The sequence below is a fragment of the Pseudomonas fluorescens genome, assembly GCF_902497855.1.
Classification (GTDB): Bacteria; Pseudomonadota; Gammaproteobacteria; order Pseudomonadales; family Pseudomonadaceae; genus Aquipseudomonas; species Aquipseudomonas fluorescens_BI.
Map to the genome: position 1 here is coordinate 23,922 of NZ_CABVHU010000030.1, position 18,824 is coordinate 42,745.

Below are 18,824 nucleotides of genomic sequence, written 5' to 3' on the forward strand. Positions count from 1 at the left end.
ATATCACGAGCACTCCATAACAATAAAAAGGAGTCAGCGATGACTACTCTCAATACAGCCGAGCAACATTCCGGCGTGGAGGCCCCTGCCCTCGCCGAATCAACGTTCAAGAAGGTGATGTGGCGATTCATGCCATTGTTGTTCCTTTGCTACGTCGTCAGTTACCTGGACCGGATCAACGTCGGCTTCGCCAAGCTGACCATGCTCAACGACCTGTCCTTCAGCAACGCGGTGTATGGCCTGGGCGCCGGTGTTTTCTTCATCGGCTATTTCTTTGCCGAAGTGCCCAGCAACATGATCCTGCACCGGGTCGGAGCGCGACGCTGGATCGCCCGCATCATGATCACCTGGTCGCTGATCTCGGCGGCGACCGCACTGGTGCAGACACCCATGCAGTTCTACATCGCGCGCTTCTTCCTGGGTATTGCCGAAGCAGGCTTTTTCCCGGGCATCGTGCTCTATCTCACCCTTTGGTTTCCTGCTCATCGACGGGGCAAGATGGTGGCGTTCCTGATGGCAGGCAATCCCGTCTCCGGCATCCTGAGCGGCCTGGTATCGGGCTATATCCTGCATACCATGAATGCTGTGCATGGCCTGGCGGGGTGGCAATGGTTGTTCATCATTGAAGCTGCGCCGGCACTGATACTGGGTTTCGTGGTGATGTTCTTTCTGACCGATAAAGTCGCCGACGCCAAATGGCTGAGCGAAGAGGAAAGAACTCTGGTAGCCGAGGAAATCAGCAACGACAACAGCACCAAGACCCACAGTACGGTACGCCAGGGCCTGCTTGGCGGCAAAGTGTGGTTGATGTGCGCGATTCTGTTTTTACTGGTCATGGGTACCAGCACCATCGGCTTCTGGCAGCCCAGCATCATCAGCAATTCGGGTATCACTGATCCCCGGATGATCGGAATCATTTCGGCAGTGCCCTATCTGGCCGCCCTGCTGGGCATGTACCTGGCCGGCAAAAGCTCTGACCGCCACCGTGAGCGTCGTTGGCACGCAGTGATTCCACTATTGGTGGCCGTGCCAGGTTTTCTGATCTGCGCGTTCTTCCCTTTGACACCTTGGTTGGCCATTATCGGCCTGGTCATTGCAACGGCCGGGATCATCACCTCACTGCCCATGTTCTGGGCTTTGCCAACGTCCTTCCTGGGGGGAGCAGGCGCGGCAGCCGGCATTGCACTGATCAACTCCACCGGCAACCTGGCCAGTTTTGCCGGACCGGCGCTGCTTGGAACCCTCAGAGACTTGACTCAATCGATGACCACAGGCCTGGTGATCGTCGCTGGCTGCGTGTTGCTGTCGGCCATGACCATCCTGGTGTTCGTGCCTGCCAAAATGGTCAACCGATAAGATCACCGCATCGGGCACGCCCCTGGTGAACTCAGGCGGCGTGCCAAGTCATACCTGTCAGCGCGCGCCCAGCTGCTCGATGACACCGCATGCCTTTAACTCGGCCAGGCGTTCCCTCCAGTTTCATGGTCTTGCTCGAAAAACGCTCAGTCCGCAAAGTAACTGAATTACCCCTACAAAACGTGCTATTATTTCGCTACTAGCGTACCGCGCTAGCTAAGGGACTAGAAGTCATGTGGTTTTCAAGCATTAAAACCACTGCTGGCAGTTTGCTGGGCCTGGAGATAAGTCCAACCGGCATCGCCTTGGCCCAGATTCGAGGCAGCCCTGACCATCCCCCCCGTCTGCTCCAGTGCCGCTTCCGCGAAGCAGTGCCAGAACAACACTGCGCCGTATTGAAAAGCATGGTCAGCGAGTCAGGGCTTGATGGCTTGCCGGTCAACCTTGTATTGCACCCCGCCGAATACAAGATGCTGCTTCTCGAATGCCCCGATGTTCCCGCAGAAGACTTGGGCGCCGCCATGCGCTGGCGTATCAAGGACCTCATCAGTGAACCCCTCGAAGGTCTCGTCATAGATGCCTTCGCCCTGCCTGCGGACGCTTACCGTGGGCGATCGCGCATGGCCTTCTGTGCCGTGCTCGACAAAACGCGGATGCAAGGCTGGAGCACCCTGATCAACAAGGCCGGACTCAAGCTCGCCAGCATCGATGTCACTGAAATGGCCATTCGCAATCTCGGCGTGTTGGCTGGCGCCGAGAATCTGAACATCGCCATGCTGCGCCTGCGCTCCACCGGCGGCCTGATTTGCGTGCAGCATGGCGCCGACTTGTATATGGCGCGCGCTATCGAACATGGCCTGGAGCAGGCCGGGCCGAACTTTTCTTCGGCCACGCTGGAAATTCAGCGCTCTCTTGATTATTTCGAAAGCCAACTTGGCAAAGGGCACATCAACCGCCTGTTGTTGCTGCCCATGAAACGCGATGGCAAGCAAGCCCTGGAAGCGCTGGCTAGCCGGCTCACCGTTAAATTGCAGCCGTTGGATCTGCGTGACTTGTTCTATGGACAATCCGCGGCAGAACTGGACGAACAGACGCAGGCTTCCTGCATGACAGCCGTCGGCGCAGCTCTGCGCCAGACGGTTGCCTGATGCAGAATCTAAACCTCTATCAAATAGAACAAGCAGTTCGCATTGGCCCCCATAGACTTCAACTACTGGGCGGTCTGGCGATTCTTGTCCTGCTCTGCCTGGGTCATGGCGCTTGGCAAGGCTGGCAATTGCGTATCGGCGCGGCACGGTTGGTCCAGGCGCAGAATCTGGAGCAACAGCAGCTGCGCCAGCTCGAAGAGGCCAAAGCCTCCTTCGTCCAGCCGGTACTGGATGCGCAACTGCCCTTGCGTCTGGCCGACATGGAGGCTCAGAACCGCGCCTTGACGCGCCTGGTTGGCTATCTGCAGACGCTGGCACGCCAGCAGCGGATCGGCTTCGTGGCGCCGCTCGCGGCGCTGGCCGATCAACACCCGCCCAGCGGGCTTTGGCTTAATGCCATTTCCTTGAGCGAAGGTGGGGCGCATATGCGCTTGCAGGGGCTCAGCCAGCATCAACAACTGTTGCCCGAGTACCTGCGGCGACTGGGTCAGAACCCCGCGTTCAAGGGCCGTGAGTTTGCACGCTTCAATGTGCAGCGCGGTGAAGACCGGTTACTCCATTTTGACCTGTCCTCCCGGGTTACCGATCCAAAGGACATCCCATGAACACGGACAAATGGTTGCAACGTTGGCGAGCCCTGGCGCCACGCGAGCAATGGCTGGCGTACGGTACCGGCCTTGCGTTGTGCGGCTTGTTATATGTGCAGTTCATCGGTACTCCGATCGCGGCCAGGTTCACCCGCCAGACGACTGATTACCAGGCTGTCGAGGCGCGAGGCGTTGCAACCGCGGCCACCCTGGCGAAGTTGCACGCTGCATTGGAGGCTGACCCCAACATCCCTTACAACCGCGCCCTGCTATCGGCTTCGACCGACAGCGCCAGGTTGCTGGCGCAGATCGATCACAGCACCGGGCAGTTGATCTCTCCAGCCAATATGCGCGCAGTGCTTCAGGATTTGCTCAAGGCTCAAACGGGGCTGCAACTGGTGAGCCTGGAGAGTTTCACCACGCCCGTCGAGTTGTCGACCGTCGCCACCACGAAAACCCTGACACCGGCCAGCCCAGTGGTCTTGTATCGGCATGGCGTACATCTGAAGCTGGAGGGCGGCTATTTTGAGCTGCTGCGTTACTTGCAGGCGGTTCAGGGCACCCAGTGGACACTGAACTGGGACAGCCTCGACTATCGGGTCGGCGAGGCAGGTGCGGCGCACGCACAGATCAGCCTGCAGCTGTATACGCTGAGTCGCTACGCGGGGTGGATCGGTGTTTAAAACGCTGATCGTCAGCGTGCTGCTATGCAGCGCCATAGCCCAAGGCGCCATAGCCCAAGACGCCAGCGCAGCCCCCCTTGATCCGACCCAACCACCCGCCAACCGTGCACCGACGTCAGCGGCAGTACCTGGAGAACAAGTCCGACCACTGGTGCTGCAAGAAATCCTGTCAAGCCCGCGGGGCAGCCGGGCGGTCATCGACGGCCAGACCCTGCGCGTCGGCCAATCCCATGCCGGTGCGCGCGTAATGACCATTGATCCTCAGACTGTTTTGATCGAACGCCACGGCAAACGCGAATATTTGCGCCTGGCCAAACCTGTTCTACAACCGAGCCGATGATGCCCATGATGAAGTACTTATCGGGCGCAGGCCTGTCTGGCCTCTTGTGCTTGCTGACTGCCTGCCAGTCATTCAAGGGCGGCGACCAGGTGCTCTATAACCAGAGCAACCAGTTGCTCGACGAAAGCCTGCAACAGGCACAGGCGCGAGTGATGCCTCCGCCTTCGGTCCAGGCGGCGTTGCTTCCTGCTTATATCCCGCAAGGGTCCTTGACCGGCGATCCGCGATTCGACGTCTCGGCCAAAGACATGCCCGCTCGCGATTTTTTCCTGAGCCTGATGCAAGGTGCCGGGCATAACCTTGTGGTACACCCGGACGTCACCGGCGACATCACGTTCAGCTTGCGCCGGGTCACGCTCGAAGAAGTGCTCAGCGCGGTACGCGATACCTACGGCTATGATTTTCGCCGCACCAGTTATGGCTATCAGATCCTGCCCAACAGCATGATCACTCGCAGCTATGACCTCAATTACCTGAACCTGCAGCGCTTCGGAAAATCCGACACCCGGGTCAGTGCGGGGCAGATGACCAGCAACAGCGGCAACCAGGACAATAACGGCGAGAACGGCGGTTATAGCGGCAACAATCGCAACGGCATCGACCAACAAAATGGCCAAAGCACGGCGTCTACCCTGAATGCGAGCCAGGTCACCACGACCAGCGACGCCGACTTCTGGAAAGAGGTCAGCGTCGTGGTAAAGATGATCGTCGGCGACGAGGTCGGCAACAACGTGGTGGTCAATCCACAGGCCAGCCTGCTGGTGGTCCGTGCCAGAACCGCCGACCAGGAAAACGTCGCGCGCTTTCTCGAAAAGGCGCAGCACAACCTGCAGCGTCAGGTGGTGCTGGAAACCAAGATTCTCGAAGTTCAGCTGTCCGAAAGCTTCCAGGCCGGGATCAGTTGGACCGAGCTGGGCGGCGATATAGGCACCAGCCTGGCGGGCGTGGCGCTGACCGGCCCGATCGGTGTCGGCGGGGTATTCAGCAGCACCATCAGTACAGGCGACTTCAACGGGCTGATCCAGTTGCTGGAAACCCAGGGCGAAGTGCGCGTGCTGTCCAGCCCGCGGATTTCCACGCTGAACAACCAGAAGGCGGTGATCAAGGTCGGTTCCGACGAATTTTTTGTCACTGATGTGTCGTCGACATCGGGCACCACCACCGTTGCCGGGATTACCCAACCGACCCAGAACGTTACGCTGACCCCGTTCTTTTCCGGCATCTCGCTGGACGTGACTCCGCAGATCGATCAACACGACGTCGTTACCCTGCATGTACGGCCGACCGTCAGCCGCGTGACCGATCAGAACAAGACCATCACCCTGGGCGAGAACACCGTACTGAACCTGCCGTTGGCGCTGTCGACCACCCGCCAGTCCGACTCCATCGTGCGAGCCCGCAGCGGCCAGGTGGTAGTGATCGGCGGGTTGCTGCAAAACGACAGCGACGACACCGACGCTGGCATTCCATGGCTGAGCAAAGTGCCGGTGATCGGCTATCTGTTCAAGCAACAGCGCAAGGCACTGAACAAAAGCGAGTTGGTGATCCTCATGCGTCCCCAAGTGGTGAACGACGACGTATGGCTGGGGGATTTGCGCAAAACCGCCGAGACCTTCAAGGAACTCAGGTAAGGCCATGTACGAAGCCTACTTCGGTCTACGCGAGAAACCGTTCGCGCTGAGCCCCAATACCGGATTTCTGGTCAAGCTGGCGCCCTATCAGGCTTGCCTTAACCTGCTGCACGTTGCCTTGGGCGAAGGTGAAGGCTTCATCAAGGTGACCGGTGAGGTGGGTACCGGCAAAACCCTGATTTGCCGCACCCTGCTCAAGCAACTGGACAGCGAACACTATCAATTGGCCTACCTGCCCAACCCCGGCATGAGCCCCACTGGACTGCGCCAGGCCCTGGCGCGCGAGCTGCATATCGCCGACGTTGAAGAGCTGGATACCCAGGGCGTACTGGAGGCTCTGCAGCGGCGGTTGATCGAACTGGCTGCGACCGGCAAAAGCACGGTGTTATTGATCGACGAAGCTCAGGGTTTACCTGTGGGCACGCTGGAAGCGTTGCGGCTGTTGACCAACCTGGAAACCGAGCAGGCTAAATTGTTGCAGGTGGTGCTGTTCGGCCAACCGGAACTGGATGCCACTCTGGCGCGCAATGACCTTCGTCAACTTCGCCAGCGCATCACTTTTTCCTACTGCCTGCGCATTCTGGACCTCAAGGAAACCACCCGTTATCTGAACGAGCGCCTGGCCGTCGCCGGTTATCGTGGCGAGCCCCTGTTTGCTCCGGCTGCGGTACGCCGACTGGTCCACGACAGCGGCGGAATTCCCAGGCTGCTCAATATTCTTGCGCACAAAGCCCTGATGGCAGCCTACGGTGAGGGCCGGCGCCAGGTCATGACCAGGCATGTGCAACGTGCCCAGCGCGATACCGAAGGCGCTCTGCCGTTTGTGCGGGACAGTTCGTTTCGACCGCTCTGGCGAGTGGCCTTTCTGTCACTGTTGCTGCTGGCCAGCGTCGGGCTCTGGTTGACCCGGTATTGGGAAAGCCTGGCATGAGCCTGGTCAATGACATGCTCCACGACCTTGAACGGCGCCGTGCCGCACCGTCCGAGCGGTCGCGGCTGGACGGTCTGGTAGCCGTTGACGAGGCCGGCAATGCCCAGCGCTTTGGGCGTCTGCGCATAATCCTCGCCGGGTTGATCCTGATCATCCTGATCGGTTTGCCCGCGGGGCTGCTGATCAACCGGCTGGTGAAGCCCGTAGCACCGCCGCCGGTCGCAACCATAGTGCCTGCCGCACCTGCCGCGAGCCAACGCACGCCGGCGATCACCCCTGCTCGTATTATGGAAGTGCTGCCTCGGCACGATGACCAGGGTCTGATCCTGGAACTGCTATTGGACCGCTCGGCCACCTACCAGCGTCGTGATGAAAGCGGCTCGGTTGCCCTGATCTTTCCGGGGGTGCGACTCAGCACGGCACCTGGCGCTGAACAGCCCCAAGGCCGTCTGGAACGCGACGGCCACAGTCTGTCCTGGCGCGTTCAGGCCTTGGACCAGGGCGTGCAAGTGTTGCTGACGGGCCTGGGTGATAACCTGCAAGTTCGCGATCGATTGGAGGCTTCAGGCAATCATTGGCGTCTGTGGATCGAAGTGCCTATGGCGACGAAGACCGCCACCCTCGATGCGGCGAACACGCCAATGGGCATGGACGAACCGTTCGCTGAAACCCCGGCGTCCGATCCCGCCAGCGCTGAAGAACCGCTGCCAGACTGGGCCTACGCACCGGTGCCGACGGCAGACAAACAGCCGCGCCCCGCCCCTGCCGCCCCGCTGGTAAAACCACCCGTGGCCAGTGGTCCGCCGCAGATGAATATCACGACCTACCAACCGGACGCCCTGACTCTGGCGCTGCAAACCCTGCAGAACGGTGACTATCCGCGCGCCATCCGTGAGTTCAACACCCTGCTGGCGTCCCGGGGCAATGACCTAGATGTGGTACGCGGACTGGCCCGCGCCTACCTGGCCGACGGCCAACAATCATTACTCCTGACGTGGTTACCGCCGCGTTTGAAACAGTGGCCGGACGACAGCGAATTACGCCTGTTGCTGGCCCGAGCACAACTGCAATCGGGCAACGCCCGGGGCGCGGTGGCGACTCTGGAGCAGAACGCCCCGCCACTGGCCCAAGACCTTATCTACCACGCCTTGCTCGCGGCCTGTTACCAACAGACCGGGCAATGGCCGCAAAGCGTCGCGCTGTATGAACAATTGATCAAGTTGCGGCCCGGCCAGGCGGCCTGGCAGTTAGGCCTGGCGATCGCGTTGGAGCGCCTGGATCGCTCGGCCAGGGCGGCGGTGCACTACCGCCTGGCCGAACAGGGACAAGGTCTGGACGATGGCGCTCGACGCTTCGCCAGTGAACGCGCACGGGCGCTGGGAAGCAGATGACCAGGTGGGTAAGGCTCAATGGATAAGGAAGATTTGCGTCGGGGCAAGGTGCGTCTTGGCGACCTGTTGATCGACGCAGGGCTGCTCAACGACATTCAGTTGCAGCGAGCCTTGCAGGAACAAAAACGTACCGGCTTCAAGCTCGGACGGACCGTTGTCGATCTTGGCTTCGTCGACGAGGTGCGCCTGCTGACCGCCTTGTCCGAGCAATTGAACATCTCCTTTATCGAACTCAAGCACTTCAAGTTCGACAAAGCCCTGGTGCAAACGCTGCCTGAAGCCGTGGCCCGGCGCTTCCGCGTCATCGTTCTGTCCCGCTTGGGCGAAGGCCTGGTGGTGGGCATGAGCGACCCGCTCGATCTGTTCGCGCTGGACGAGATGGACCGTTTGCTCAAGACCCGCGTCCAGCCCGCCGTGGTACGTGAGGCTGAACTGCTCACGGCCCTCGACATGCTGTACCGGCGCACCAGCGAGATGGACTTGATCGCTGGCGAACTGGAAGGCGAACTCAAGGACAACGACTTCGACCTGTCCGCGCTGGGGGCCGATAGCAACAGCGAAGCCCCGGTGGTGCGGCTGTTGAAAACGTTGTTTGAAGATGCGCTGCAAATGAAAGCATCGGACATCCATATCGAACCCGGCGAGGGCATCTTGCGCATTCGCCAGCGTATCGATGGCGTGCTCAGCGAGCACATCATGAAAGAAGCGCGGGTGGCCTCGGCCCTGGTCATGCGCCTGAAAATCATGTCTGGCCTGGACATTTCCGAGAAGCGCCTGCCCCAGGATGGCCGCTTCAATATCCGGGTCAAGAACCACACCATCGACGTGCGGATGTCGACCATGCCGGTGCAGTTCGGCGAGTCGGTGGTCATGCGCCTGCTCGATCAGACTCACGGCATTACCAGTCTCGATGCGGGTGGCATGCCGGCGCCCATGCTCGCGCGTTTTCGCCAGTTGCTACAGCGGCCTTTCGGCCTGGTGCTGGTCACCGGCCCCACCGGTTCCGGCAAGACCACGACGATCTATGCCGGGCTCAGCGAGCTGAACACCCCGCAGAAGAAGATCATCACCGTAGAGGACCCGGTAGAGTACCGGCTGCCAAGGATCAACCAGGTACAGGTCAACACCAAGATCGACCTCGGTTTTTCCCGGGTGCTGCGCTCTGCCCTGCGTCAGGACCCGGACATTCTGTTGATCGGCGAAATGCGTGACCGGGAAACCGCCGAGATCGGGCTGCGCGCCGCGATGACTGGCCACCTGGTGTTGTCGACCTTGCACACCAACGATGCCCCGACCTCCGCCATGCGCCTGGTCGACATGGGGGTAGAGCCCTTTCTGGTGGCCACTGCGCTGAACGCCGTGCTGGCCCAGCGCTTGATTCGCCGGGTCTGTGAAAGCTGCCGCGGGCCGCACGTTCCCGAACCGAGCCAACTGGTCTGGCTGGAGAAGCTGCACGGCGCCCCATTGACCGGGCACGGTTTTCAGCACGGTTCTGGCTGCCATCAGTGCCATAACACCGGTTATTCGGGGCGCCTGGGGGTCTTCGAACTGCTGGAAATGAACGAGGCGATGATCAGCTCGCTGCGCCGTGACGATCCACAAGGCTTCGCCGACGCGGCACTCGCCAGCCCGCATTATCGCCCGCTCGCCAGGTGTGCCCTGGACTATGCGTTGGCCGGACTGACCAGCGTCGAGGAAGTGCTCAAGGTCTGCGTCACCCGCACAGACGAGGTACTGATCTGATGACCAGCGTCTTGCAGCGCCCCTCCCCCCTTCATGTTTTCCCTGCAGGGGGCCTGACCCAATGACTCTGTTTCGATTTACCGGTCGCGATGCCCAGGGCGCCAAGGTCAGTGGCAGCCGCAATAGCGGTTCGGCCGACTCGCTGGCCAGCGAGTTACTGGCTCAGCAGATTACCCCGCTGACCATCGAGGCTCCGGCCGGACAAACCGTCAACGCACTGGCGGTACTGGCCAAACGCCTGCGCAGCAAAAAAGTCGACCTGCTGGTGCTGATCATGTTCTGTCGGCAAATGCACAGCCTGAGCAAAGCCGGCGTGCCCATCATCCGCGCCATGGGCGGCTTGGCCGAATCCCAGCGCAATCGCTACTTTCGTGAAGTACTGCTGCAGGTGCGCAGTGATCTTGAAGGCGGCATGAGCATGGCCGTGTCGCTGAATGCGCACCCTTCGGTATTCGGCACCCTGTTCATCAGCATGATCAGCGTCGGCGAGAACACCGGGCAACTGGACCTGGCTTTTCGCCAACTGGCCATTTACCTGGAGCTGGAACGCGAGACTCGCAAGCGCGTCAAGCAGGCCACCCGGTATCCGATGTTTGTGCTGATTGCCATGGGCGTGGGCCTGACCGTGATCAACCTGCTGGTCATCCCCGCGTTCGCCAAGGTGTTTGCGCAATTTCACGCGCAATTGCCCTGGGCTACCCGTTTGTTGATCGGCACCTCACAGTTTTTTCAGGATTACTGGTGGCTGATGGGGCTGGTGGTGGCAGGAGGCATCTATGGATTCTCGGCGTGGACGAAAACCGACGCCGGGGCCCTGCAATGGGACCGGATCAAGCTGCGTCTGCCGATTGTCGGCGGCCTGTTCGAACGCATCGCGTTGGGCCGCTTTACCCGCACGTTCGCGATGATGTACCGCGCGGGGGTGCCGCTGCTGCAGGCCTTGACCATCAACAGTGTCAGCGTCGGCAACCGCTATATCGGCCAGGCGATCATCAGCATGCGCGAGGGCGTGGAGCGCGGCGAAGCCCTGACTCGCACGGCGACGGCCAGCGGCCTGTTCACCCCGCTGGTGCTGCAGATGATGGCGGTCGGCGAAGAAACGGGTGCCCTGGACGATCTGTTTATCGAGGTCGCGGATTTCTATGAGCAAGAGGTGGATTACGACCTCAAGCAACTGGCCGACGCCATTGAACCGATCCTGATCGTGGGCATGGGGGTGATGGTGCTGGTCCTGGCCCTGGGCGTGTTTCTGCCCATGTGGGATCTGTCCTCGGCTGCCAAGGGCCACGGGTGAGGCTCAGGAGGGCCGGACAACGAGAACAACGCAATTACTTATGACGCCGGCACCGGCGACGTATCCAGCAGCGTTAACTGAATTTACCCACGAAGGAACTACACAATGAAAAATCAACAAAGTGGTTTCACCCTGATCGAGTTGATCATTGTGATTGTTATTCTCGGCATCCTGGCGGCGTTTGCGCTTCCGCGGTTTGCTGATCTGAGCGGTGACGCGAGGAGAGCGACCATCGAAGGCGCAACGGGATCCATGCGCTCAGCCTCTGCCATTGCGCATTCGGCGTTTCTAACAGCGGGTAATAACCCCGCCTCTATCACGATTGAAGGCCTTCCTGTCGCGATGGAGAACGGCTACCCAACCGAGGAGGGCATAGTGATTGCGGCAGGAATTACTGAGGAAGATTACGTCATAAATCATGCAACTCCTGCAGTTGGGAGCGTGACAGTGAGCCCCAATGGCGCTGCGGCGGCCGCTACTTGTACCGTTGTCTACGCGCAGGCAACGTCAGCAACAACCCCCCCTTCCATTACCTCCACCCCCACTGGCTGCTAATGCCCAACACCCGCGGCTTTACCCTGGTCGAGTTGATTCTGGTGATGGTAATCATCGGCATCCTCGCGGCCGTGGTCGGGCCACGGTTCTTTGATCGACGGGTGTTCGATGAACGCCTGTTCTTCGAAGAAACCCTGGCGGCCGTTCGCTATGGGCACAAAGTTGCCCTGGCCAGCGGTTGCCTGACCCAGGTCAGCCTCGATCCCGGCGGTTACCACCTGCGCCAGGCGGCCAACTGTACCAGCGGCGCCTACAGCGCCGAGGTTCGCAGCCCGGATGGCGATACAACTTTTGCCGCTGCAGCGCCCACTGATGTGACGCTGACAACGGTCAATTTTCCCGTGATATTCGACTCGCTGGGCCGTCCGTCCAGCGCGGCGAGTGCCACTGTCGGCACCGTCAACGACGGTTTCACTTTCAACGTAACGGCCGAAACAGGCCTGGTGCATTGAAGCGCCAACGGGGCATGACCCTGATCGAACTGGTGATCACCATCGTGATCATCGGTATCGCCGCGGCGGCCCTGTTCAGTGCCATGGCTACTCTCAGCAGTCGCTCGGCCGACCCGTTGCTGCGCCAGCAGAGCCTGGACATTGCCGAAGCCTATCTCGAGGAAATCCTGCTCAAGGATTTCGCCGACCCCAGCGGCGTCGTCTGCCCTGCCGCTGCGGCCAGCCGCAGTCAGTATCAACGGGTCTGCGACTACGCCGGGCTGAATGACAACGGGGTCCGTCAAGCCGATGCCGCGCCGATCGCCGCCCTCGCCGGCTACCGGGTGAGTGTCACGGTCAGTCCGCAGGCCTGGGCAGGTCTGCCGGCGGCGGATGTGCTGTATGTGGAAGTCAGGGTGACCGACCCGGCCAACCAGTCGTTGGTGCTCGGCGCCTATCGGACGCGTTATTGATGAGCGGCTCGGCACGCACCCGCGGTTTCACCCTGGTCGAGCTGGTACTGGTGATCGCCCTGGCCGGCGTGGTCCTGGTAATGATTGGCAGCGTGCTGTCGCATCCGTTACAGGGTTTCGTCGATCAGAGCCGACGCGGCGCGCTGGTGGATCAAGCGACCAGCGCACTGGACCGGATGACCCGCGATGTGCGCCTGGCGGTGCCCAATTCGATTCGGGTATCGGCGGATGGCCAAGCGGTGGAGCTGCTGCTGATTCACAGTGCCGCGCGCTACCGCTCGAACCGGCATGACAGCGAAGGCCTGCGTTTTTCCGGGGAGGCTGCCGGCACCTGCGCCAGCACCACCGTCGGCGGCCGCTGCAATGAGGTGCAGGTGCTGGACCCGGCGTTCGATCCCGCAGGCGCGCGGTGGATGGTGCTGTACAACATCGGCGCCGAGTCGGGGGGTGTTCCGGTCGCCGGGAGCAATCTCTGGGCACCGGCTGACCCGGGAGTGATGACCCCCACAGGCAGCACCTTCAGTCTGATCCCGGGTGCACCCGGCGCGGAAAGCCTGATCGCGGTGGGCAACCTGCCCGTCGGCGGTTTTCGCTTCGCCTATGGATCGCCGCAGCATCGTTTGTACCTGGCCAGTTCGGTGGTGGGTTTTCGCTGCCAAAATGCTCAACTGGTTCGCTACAGCTATAACCGACTGCTGCCTGCGCTCCCTGCCGACCCACCCGCCGACTCCAATCCCGAGCCGATGGCACGCCATGTCGACTGTGGGCAAACCTATTTCACCTACCAGGCCGGCAGTACCCAGCGCAGTGGCTTACTGTCGCTGGTGTTGCGGATCACCCTCGAGGGCGAAAGCTTCCAGCTCGTGCAACAGGTCCATGTCGACAATGCGCCCTGATCCCCGTTGGCCTCGACACGCCCAGGGTTTTGGCCTGGTGGCGGCCATGTTTTTACTCATTGTGGTCACACTGGTGGTGATCGCCATGGCGCGCCTGTCGGCTGCACAACACGGCAGCAACAGTCTGGCCATCCAGCAAGCACGGGCCTATCAGGCTGCACGGGCCGGCCTGGAGTGGGGCATCAGCCAGGCGATGAAAACCGGCAATTGCGTGGCGGGAGAGCCCGACCTGAGCGCCCATAATCTTGCCGGGTTCCATCTCGGCGTGACCTGCAGCAGCAACAGCTATCTGGATAATGACGGCTCTGCCTCAAAGATCTTCCGTTTCACTTCCACAGCGCAGAACGGCACACCAGGCAGCCGCTTCGATTACGCCTACCGACAGCTTGCCGCGACCCTGGAGAAAGAGACGCCATGAGCAGACGAGCTTTCATGCGGGGGGGCTTGTGCGTTGTGCTGCTGGCGGGCCTGGCGCTGACCAGCCTGGCTCACGCCGCAAGCACTTATACCTTTGGCTTGCTGGGTACCAACGCTCCATGCTCAGGCGGCTGGAGCAAAAGTGGCAATACGTTCACCTGCAGTGGTCAGATGACCCTCGGTGCCGGGGACGCATTGGCGACCAGTATCTTGATCTTCGGCAACATTACCGTGGTGGCGAATCAGGGGTTTGCACTGGACACCAACGCGATCGGCACCCACACGAAAACAATTGCACTGGTCTCCGTTGCCGGTTTGATTGAGGTCGTGGGTACCGGCAGTACGTTCAGTGCTTCGGTGAGTTCCACCGATGGCGCAATCAGCATGACCAACGCCACCGTGGCAGGCTCAGTCCAGACCACCAACGGCGCCATGACCCTGGTTGGCGGCACGATTGCCGGCAATGCCCAGGCTGGCGGGGCGATTACGGCCACGGGTGCCTCGGTCACCGGCAACCTGACCAGCCACTCGGGCGCCATAACGCTTACCGGTGGCAGTGTCGGCGGCAATGTCCTGGCCGCTGGTGTCATTACCGCGACCGATTTCGCGGCGACTGGCAACCTGACCAGCAGCGCGGCCGCTATCACTCTGGTGCGCGGCAGCGTCTGGGGTGATGTCAATGCGGCCGCCGCCATCACCATTACCGACAGCTGCATCGGTGGCAGTGTTCTGGCCGGTGACGCTATCACCCTCACCCGCACCACTGTCGGCAGCAATGTCCAGGCCGGCGGCGCTGTCACCGCCACTGACAGTTGTATCGAAGGCACTGTCATGGCGGGCGGCGCCACCAGCATCACCGGCGGGTGCTCATCCAGTCCGGTGCACGCTAGTTGCAAGGCTACGCCGCCGACCACGCCCCTCGATCACTTCGCCTTCAGCTATGCGGGCGCAGCGCTGACCTGCAATCCGCAGCCAATCACAATCAGTGCCTGCAGCAGCGCCGGCTGCAGCCTGTACGCCGATCCAGTCAGTATTACCCTGAGCCCCTCCAGCGGTTGGACAGCCACACCGCCCGCGGTCATGAGCGGTAACACCATTACCTTCAGCGGCGGCAGTGCCCAGGCGACGTTGCGCAGCGGCTCCGTGGGGAATGTAAGCCTGGCTGTCGTTTCGTCGGTCCCTGCAAGCACCGGGCCGGTCGTCTGCTCCACCAGTGGTTGTACGATCGGCTACGCCGAGAGCGGTTTTATGTTCGATGTGCCGACCCTGATCTCTGCCCGACCACAGAGCAATATTGCCTTGCGCGCCGTGAAAAAAAGCGACACTTCGCAGGCCTGTGTGCCGGGTTTTTCCGATGTCACCCGCACACTGAGTTTTACCTCGGCCTGGCTTGATCCCGGTACGGGTAGCCAACCGGTGCTGGTCAATGGCACCCCGGTTACGGGCAGCCCGCGCGAGTTGGACCTGGCCTTCGACAGCACCGGCAGCACGCCCCTTGCCGTCCGTTACGACGACGCCGGGCAGATGATACTCACTGCCAGCTACCAGGGCCGCGCCGCCAACAACGATGCCGGCCTCGGCATGAGCGGGAGCGATGTGTTCGTCGCCAAACCCTATGGCTTGTGCCTGCAGACCGATTCAACGTGCAGCGTTGCGGGTGTCGATAGCGATTGCAAGGTGTTCCCCGATGCGCGCGCGGGTGATTCGTTTCCCCTGCGCATCCAGGCGGTCGGCTGGCTGGCGGACGACGAGCCCCGGACGGCGGCTGCGTTGTGCCGCGACCACATCGTCACGCGTAATTTCCGAATGACGGACATTCCCCTGGCCAGCGAAGTGGTCGCTCCCCTGCCCGGTGACAACGGAACAGTCTCGCCGGCTCACTACAGTCATGCTTCAGGTAGCCAGACGACGACCCTCACTTCCATTTCCGAAGTCGGCGTATTTCGACTGCGCGCCACGCCATTGGCCAATGCCTATTTCGGTGAAACCGTCAGTGGCGGTGAGAGCGGCTTGATCGGACGTTTGATACCCGCTTATCTGGGTGTCCAGGCAACTGCCAGCCTGAGGCCCGGCTGTGACTCGTCCTTCAGTTATCAGGGTCAGCCCATGTCTTTTGCCGCCGGGCAAGAGCCTGACCTGAAGGTCACCGGTTTCAATCGCGCCGCCAGCATCACGCGTAACTATGATCGCGGCGCATTCTGGCGGTTGGCGCCACCGGTGCCGGATGCATACACCTCTACTACCGGCAAGCTCAGCCTGGATGCCAGCGGGCGCCTGACCAACAGTGGCGGAGCAAGTCTGACGCGAGGTGGTGTCGACGATGGCGACGGCAGCCAGAGCTACCGCTGGAGCAACGAAACCCTGCAGTACACCCCGGCAATCGTGCCATTGGCCGATGACCGGCCATTTATTGCGGCCATTGCCGGGAGCTTCAGCGCTGCGACATTGACCGATAGCGATGGTGCGTGTTTTGGTGATGGCCATGGTTGTTCGGCCTATCACTATGACTTCGCCAACAACCCTGGCAGCGAAGTCCGTCTCGGCCGCTTGCGTCTGGGCAACGCCCATGGCTCGGAATTTCAGCGTCTGGACCTGCCCTTGAGCATCGAAACCTGGCAAAACGTCGCAGGTGGCAGCTTTCGGGTTGAAGGCCTGGATACCTGCACCACGGCAGCCGTTTTGCAGGCGCCAGGGCTAACCTCATACACGGGGCAGCTCAGCCAGCAAAACTACGCAAATGACCAGGTGACATTAATCGCACCGAGCGCTGGCCTGGGCCTGTTGCGCCTGCAGCCGCCCGGTGTCAATGGATCAGTTCTCGGTCAGTTGCCGGCCATGCCGTCCTGGCTTTTCTATGACTGGAATGGCCAGGGCCGCGAGGCGGCAACGGGCCTGGCCAGATTCGGTATCTATCGAGGTTCGCCGTCGATGATATTTCACCGGGAGGTTTATCGCTAAGCGCCGGGGTTCGATAAGCCGGTTGACCTGGGTCGTACAATGGACTGCGCTGCAAAAGGCGGCGTGCCAGGCCATGCCTGTCAGCGCTCGCCGAGCTGCTCGATGACACCGCCTGCCTTCAATTCAGCCAGGCGTTCATCGTCCAGCCCCCGGGTCGAGTCCTCAACTGACTCAGGGGCTGTAGGGGCCCGTCCCCTCATGCTAGCGGGTGCTATACTTCTTTCGGAATGCATCACGTGTACAACGTTCCCCACGGGTACAGATACCGACTGCAAATCTCGGTTAAAGCTGCAGGACAGAGGAGGTCTACAGCAAACGCGAGATGGGAGGTGTGGCATGAACCGACACTATTACATCAGTGACAATCTCGACGATCTTGAAACCGTTGAAAATGAACTGGAAGCCAGCGGCATCAATTCCGAACAAATTCATGTACTCAGTGAAGAAGTTGCTGATGTTGAACAACATCACCTTCACGAGGTTAACTCGTTAATGAAGCAAGATGCTGTTCACTCCGGGGAGATTGGTGCGGTGATCGGCGTGATACTCGCGGCGCTGGTGCTGGGTGGCGCCCATTGGATGGGCTGGAGCGAATCCGCCGCTGGCTGGGTGCCTTTTATCTTCCTTGCGGTTGTAATATTCGGCTTCTGCATCTGGGAAGGCGGTTTTTTGGGGTTCCAGGTGCCCAACGCTCATTTCCGCAGTTTTAAACAGGTGGTAGACGAGGGTAAATATATCTTCTTTGTGGATGTCGACCCGGGTCAGGAGTCGGTATTGGATCGGGTCATCGAACATCATCCAGCCCTGAAGATCGCCGGCACGGGAACGGCAGCCCCCCACTGGACAGTAGCCTGGCAACACAAATGGCATCAGTTCAAGCGAGTGATATCGGGTTAGCCCCCTCAGATTCAAGGCCATCCGGAAGCGCAAGCTACTGGAGGCTGCTCATTGGCCGAAGGAAATGACCCGGCTGAGGAAAACATAGTCCGCCTCGGAGGCCATCAGTCCGACGAGCACCAGCAAACACAAAGGTGGCACCAATATGGCGTAGACCATGGCCAACCGCTCCCAGGCCATATGCATGAAGATGGAGACAATTAAACCTGCCTTCAACAACATGAAAGTGATAATCAGGGTCCACCTAAGGTAACCATGGAAGTGGAAATAATCGACAAGGTACGACAGCGTGCTGAGGACGAATAACAGCCCCCAGATTTTAAGGTACAAGCTGATTGGATGTTGCTGACCCTGAGCATGTGCCATCACCCGTGCTCCTCTACCATAAATAGAAGAAAGCAAAAATAAACACCCACACCAAGTCCACGAAGTGCCAGTAAAGCCCGGCTATCTCGACGACCTGATAGTTTGCGGAACGCTCATAATCTCCCCGCAATACTTTCAGCGCCACGGTGGTGAGGTAGATGACGCCGATTGATACATGCAGTCCGTGGAAACCGGTAATCATGAAAAAGCTGGCACCAAACTGCGCCGCCCCCATAGGGTTTCCCCAGGGACGCACCCCTTCTGCGATGAGCTTGCTCCATTCGAATGCCTGCATGCCGACGAAGGTCACCCCCAAGGCAGCGGTCGCCAGCATCATGGCAGTGGTTTTCGCACGATCACGGCGATAGGCGAAATTGACTGCCATGGCCATGGTGCCGCTGCTACTGATCAGCACAAAGGTCATGATGGCGATCAACACAAGTGGGATCGCCTGACCGCCGATGGTCAAGGCGAACACTTCACTGGGGTTCGGCCAGGCGGTGGTGATGGTCATGCGCACCGACATGTAGCCGGTCAAGAAGCAGGTAAATACAAAAGTATCGCTGAGCAGGAATATCCACATCATCGCCTTGCCCCAGGGGACTTGCTTGAAAGCCTCCTTATCCGAGGCCCAGTCGCTGGCGATGCCCTGCCATCCCGGTGCAGGCGGTGAGTCTGGTGGATTGGATGAACTGGATTCGCCTGGGGCAAGTGGGTGTAATGCCAT

At 60.5% G+C, this 18,824-nt stretch carries 19 protein-coding genes; 17 read left to right on the plus strand and 2 right to left on the minus strand.

Going from position 1 to position 18,824, the window contains the following annotated elements:
• The first annotated feature begins 39 nt into the window (after positions 1-39).
• The 17 genes from F8N96_RS33575 to F8N96_RS33655 all read left to right on the plus strand — a co-directional run bounded on the left by F8N96_RS33575 (position 40) and on the right by F8N96_RS33655 (position 17,731).
• The gene (locus F8N96_RS33575; RefSeq protein WP_150801436.1) at positions 40-1,356 is read left to right on the plus strand and encodes an MFS transporter; all 1,317 of its coding nucleotides are present in this window, start codon (positions 40-42) and stop codon (positions 1,354-1,356) included.
• A gap of 269 nt (positions 1,357-1,625) precedes the next feature.
• Entirely contained in the window at positions 1,626-2,504 is an 879-nt protein-coding gene (locus tag F8N96_RS33580) for an MSHA biogenesis protein MshI (protein WP_224794170.1), read from the plus strand.
• Positions 2,504-3,109: a PilN domain-containing protein gene (locus F8N96_RS33585; protein WP_150801438.1), complete on the plus strand. Its 606-nt coding sequence runs from the start codon at positions 2,504-2,506 to the stop codon at positions 3,107-3,109. Before F8N96_RS33580 ends, F8N96_RS33585 begins: the two co-directional genes overlap by 1 nt.
• Positions 3,106-3,774: a type II secretion system protein GspM gene (gene gspM, locus F8N96_RS33590; RefSeq protein WP_150801439.1), complete on the plus strand. Its 669-nt coding sequence runs from the start codon at positions 3,106-3,108 to the stop codon at positions 3,772-3,774. Before F8N96_RS33585 ends, gspM begins: the two co-directional genes overlap by 4 nt.
• Positions 3,767-4,114 carry a Type II secretory pathway component gene (locus tag F8N96_RS33595; RefSeq protein ID WP_224789560.1) on the plus strand — a complete coding sequence of 116 codons (348 nt, stop codon included), beginning with the start codon at positions 3,767-3,769 and terminating at the stop codon, positions 4,112-4,114. The genes gspM and F8N96_RS33595 overlap by 8 nt, the downstream gene beginning before the upstream one ends.
• An 8-nt stretch (positions 4,115-4,122) precedes the next feature.
• Positions 4,123-5,745: a pilus (MSHA type) biogenesis protein MshL gene (locus tag F8N96_RS33600; protein WP_224794171.1), complete on the plus strand. Its 1,623-nt coding sequence runs from the start codon at positions 4,123-4,125 to the stop codon at positions 5,743-5,745.
• Between the two features lie 4 nt (positions 5,746-5,749).
• Positions 5,750-6,676 carry an ExeA family protein gene (locus F8N96_RS33605; RefSeq protein ID WP_150801441.1) on the plus strand — a complete coding sequence of 309 codons (927 nt, stop codon included), beginning with the start codon at positions 5,750-5,752 and terminating at the stop codon, positions 6,674-6,676.
• Positions 6,673-8,067, plus strand: coding sequence for a tetratricopeptide repeat protein (locus tag F8N96_RS33610; protein WP_150801442.1), 1,395 nt, complete (start codon positions 6,673-6,675; stop codon positions 8,065-8,067). The genes F8N96_RS33605 and F8N96_RS33610 overlap by 4 nt, the downstream gene beginning before the upstream one ends.
• Before the next feature lie 18 nt (positions 8,068-8,085).
• Positions 8,086-9,810, plus strand: a complete 1,725-nt coding sequence (locus F8N96_RS33615; protein ID WP_150801443.1) for a GspE/PulE family protein — start codon at positions 8,086-8,088, stop codon at positions 9,808-9,810.
• Positions 9,811-9,871: 61 nt separating this feature from the next.
• Positions 9,872-11,104, plus strand: coding sequence for a type II secretion system F family protein (locus F8N96_RS33620; RefSeq protein ID WP_150801444.1), 1,233 nt, complete (start codon positions 9,872-9,874; stop codon positions 11,102-11,104).
• A gap of 105 nt (positions 11,105-11,209) precedes the next feature.
• A complete protein-coding gene (locus F8N96_RS35835) occupies positions 11,210-11,659 on the plus strand; it encodes a prepilin-type N-terminal cleavage/methylation domain-containing protein (protein WP_150801445.1) in 450 nt (149 codons plus the stop codon).
• The gene (locus tag F8N96_RS33630; RefSeq protein WP_150801446.1) at positions 11,659-12,111 is read left to right on the plus strand and encodes a type II secretion system protein; all 453 of its coding nucleotides are present in this window, start codon (positions 11,659-11,661) and stop codon (positions 12,109-12,111) included. Before F8N96_RS35835 ends, F8N96_RS33630 begins: the two co-directional genes overlap by 1 nt.
• Positions 12,108-12,563 carry a prepilin-type N-terminal cleavage/methylation domain-containing protein gene (locus F8N96_RS33635; protein ID WP_224789558.1) on the plus strand — a complete coding sequence of 152 codons (456 nt, stop codon included), beginning with the start codon at positions 12,108-12,110 and terminating at the stop codon, positions 12,561-12,563. Before F8N96_RS33630 ends, F8N96_RS33635 begins: the two co-directional genes overlap by 4 nt.
• Positions 12,563-13,459: a prepilin-type N-terminal cleavage/methylation domain-containing protein gene (locus F8N96_RS33640; RefSeq protein ID WP_150801447.1), complete on the plus strand. Its 897-nt coding sequence runs from the start codon at positions 12,563-12,565 to the stop codon at positions 13,457-13,459. Before F8N96_RS33635 ends, F8N96_RS33640 begins: the two co-directional genes overlap by 1 nt.
• 46 nt (positions 13,460-13,505) lie before the next feature.
• On the plus strand, positions 13,506-13,877 hold the full coding sequence (locus F8N96_RS33645; RefSeq protein ID WP_224794172.1) for a hypothetical protein: 372 nt from the start codon (positions 13,506-13,508) through the stop codon (positions 13,875-13,877).
• Positions 13,874-16,834, plus strand: a complete 2,961-nt coding sequence (locus F8N96_RS33650; RefSeq protein ID WP_150801449.1) for a DUF6701 domain-containing protein — start codon at positions 13,874-13,876, stop codon at positions 16,832-16,834. Before F8N96_RS33645 ends, F8N96_RS33650 begins: the two co-directional genes overlap by 4 nt.
• Positions 16,835-17,170: 336 nt before the next feature.
• Positions 17,171-17,731, plus strand: coding sequence for a magnesium transporter (locus F8N96_RS33655; RefSeq protein WP_150801450.1), 561 nt, complete (start codon positions 17,171-17,173; stop codon positions 17,729-17,731).
• Positions 17,732-17,779: 48 nt separating this feature from the next.
• Here F8N96_RS33655 and F8N96_RS33660 read toward each other — a convergent pair whose 3' ends face one another.
• Together F8N96_RS33660 and F8N96_RS33665 are read right to left on the minus strand one after the other, a co-directional pair.
• Positions 17,780-18,097 (minus strand): cytochrome C oxidase subunit IV family protein, encoded by a 318-nt coding sequence (locus F8N96_RS33660; RefSeq protein WP_150801451.1) that lies wholly within the window; start codon positions 18,095-18,097, stop codon positions 17,780-17,782.
• Between the two features lie 13 nt (positions 18,098-18,110).
• The gene (locus tag F8N96_RS33665) at positions 18,111-18,824 is read right to left on the minus strand and encodes a heme-copper oxidase subunit III family protein (protein ID WP_150801452.1); all 714 of its coding nucleotides are present in this window, start codon (positions 18,822-18,824) and stop codon (positions 18,111-18,113) included.

What these genes read in the sequence shown, in the direction of transcription:
- F8N96_RS33575 (WP_150801436.1), top strand. Translation starts at nt 40, where the DNA reads ATGACTACTCTCAATACAGCCGAGCAACATTCCGGCGTGGAGGCCCCT.
- F8N96_RS33655 (WP_150801450.1), top strand. Translation starts at nt 17,171, where the DNA reads ATGAACCGACACTATTACATCAGTGACAATCTCGACGATCTTGAAACC.
- F8N96_RS33660 (WP_150801451.1), bottom strand. Translation starts at nt 18,097, where the DNA reads ATGGCACATGCTCAGGGTCAGCAACATCCAATCAGCTTGTACCTTAAA.
- F8N96_RS33600 (WP_224794171.1), top strand. Translation starts at nt 4,123, where the DNA reads ATGAAGTACTTATCGGGCGCAGGCCTGTCTGGCCTCTTGTGCTTGCTG.
- F8N96_RS33615 (WP_150801443.1), top strand. Translation starts at nt 8,086, where the DNA reads ATGGATAAGGAAGATTTGCGTCGGGGCAAGGTGCGTCTTGGCGACCTG.
- F8N96_RS33630 (WP_150801446.1), top strand. Translation starts at nt 11,659, where the DNA reads ATGCCCAACACCCGCGGCTTTACCCTGGTCGAGTTGATTCTGGTGATG.
- F8N96_RS33605 (WP_150801441.1), top strand. Translation starts at nt 5,750, where the DNA reads ATGTACGAAGCCTACTTCGGTCTACGCGAGAAACCGTTCGCGCTGAGC.
- F8N96_RS33650 (WP_150801449.1), top strand. Translation starts at nt 13,874, where the DNA reads ATGAGCAGACGAGCTTTCATGCGGGGGGGCTTGTGCGTTGTGCTGCTG.
- F8N96_RS33640 (WP_150801447.1), top strand. Translation starts at nt 12,563, where the DNA reads ATGAGCGGCTCGGCACGCACCCGCGGTTTCACCCTGGTCGAGCTGGTA.
- gspM (WP_150801439.1), top strand. Translation starts at nt 3,106, where the DNA reads ATGAACACGGACAAATGGTTGCAACGTTGGCGAGCCCTGGCGCCACGC.
- F8N96_RS33610 (WP_150801442.1), top strand. Translation starts at nt 6,673, where the DNA reads ATGAGCCTGGTCAATGACATGCTCCACGACCTTGAACGGCGCCGTGCC.
- F8N96_RS33620 (WP_150801444.1), top strand. Translation starts at nt 9,872, where the DNA reads ATGACTCTGTTTCGATTTACCGGTCGCGATGCCCAGGGCGCCAAGGTC.
- F8N96_RS33645 (WP_224794172.1), top strand. Translation starts at nt 13,506, where the DNA reads ATGTTTTTACTCATTGTGGTCACACTGGTGGTGATCGCCATGGCGCGC.
- F8N96_RS33585 (WP_150801438.1), top strand. Translation starts at nt 2,504, where the DNA reads ATGCAGAATCTAAACCTCTATCAAATAGAACAAGCAGTTCGCATTGGC.
- F8N96_RS33665 (WP_150801452.1), bottom strand. Translation starts at nt 18,824, where the DNA reads ATGGCATTACACCCACTTGCCCCAGGCGAATCCAGTTCATCCAATCCA.
- F8N96_RS35835 (WP_150801445.1), top strand. Translation starts at nt 11,210, where the DNA reads ATGAAAAATCAACAAAGTGGTTTCACCCTGATCGAGTTGATCATTGTG.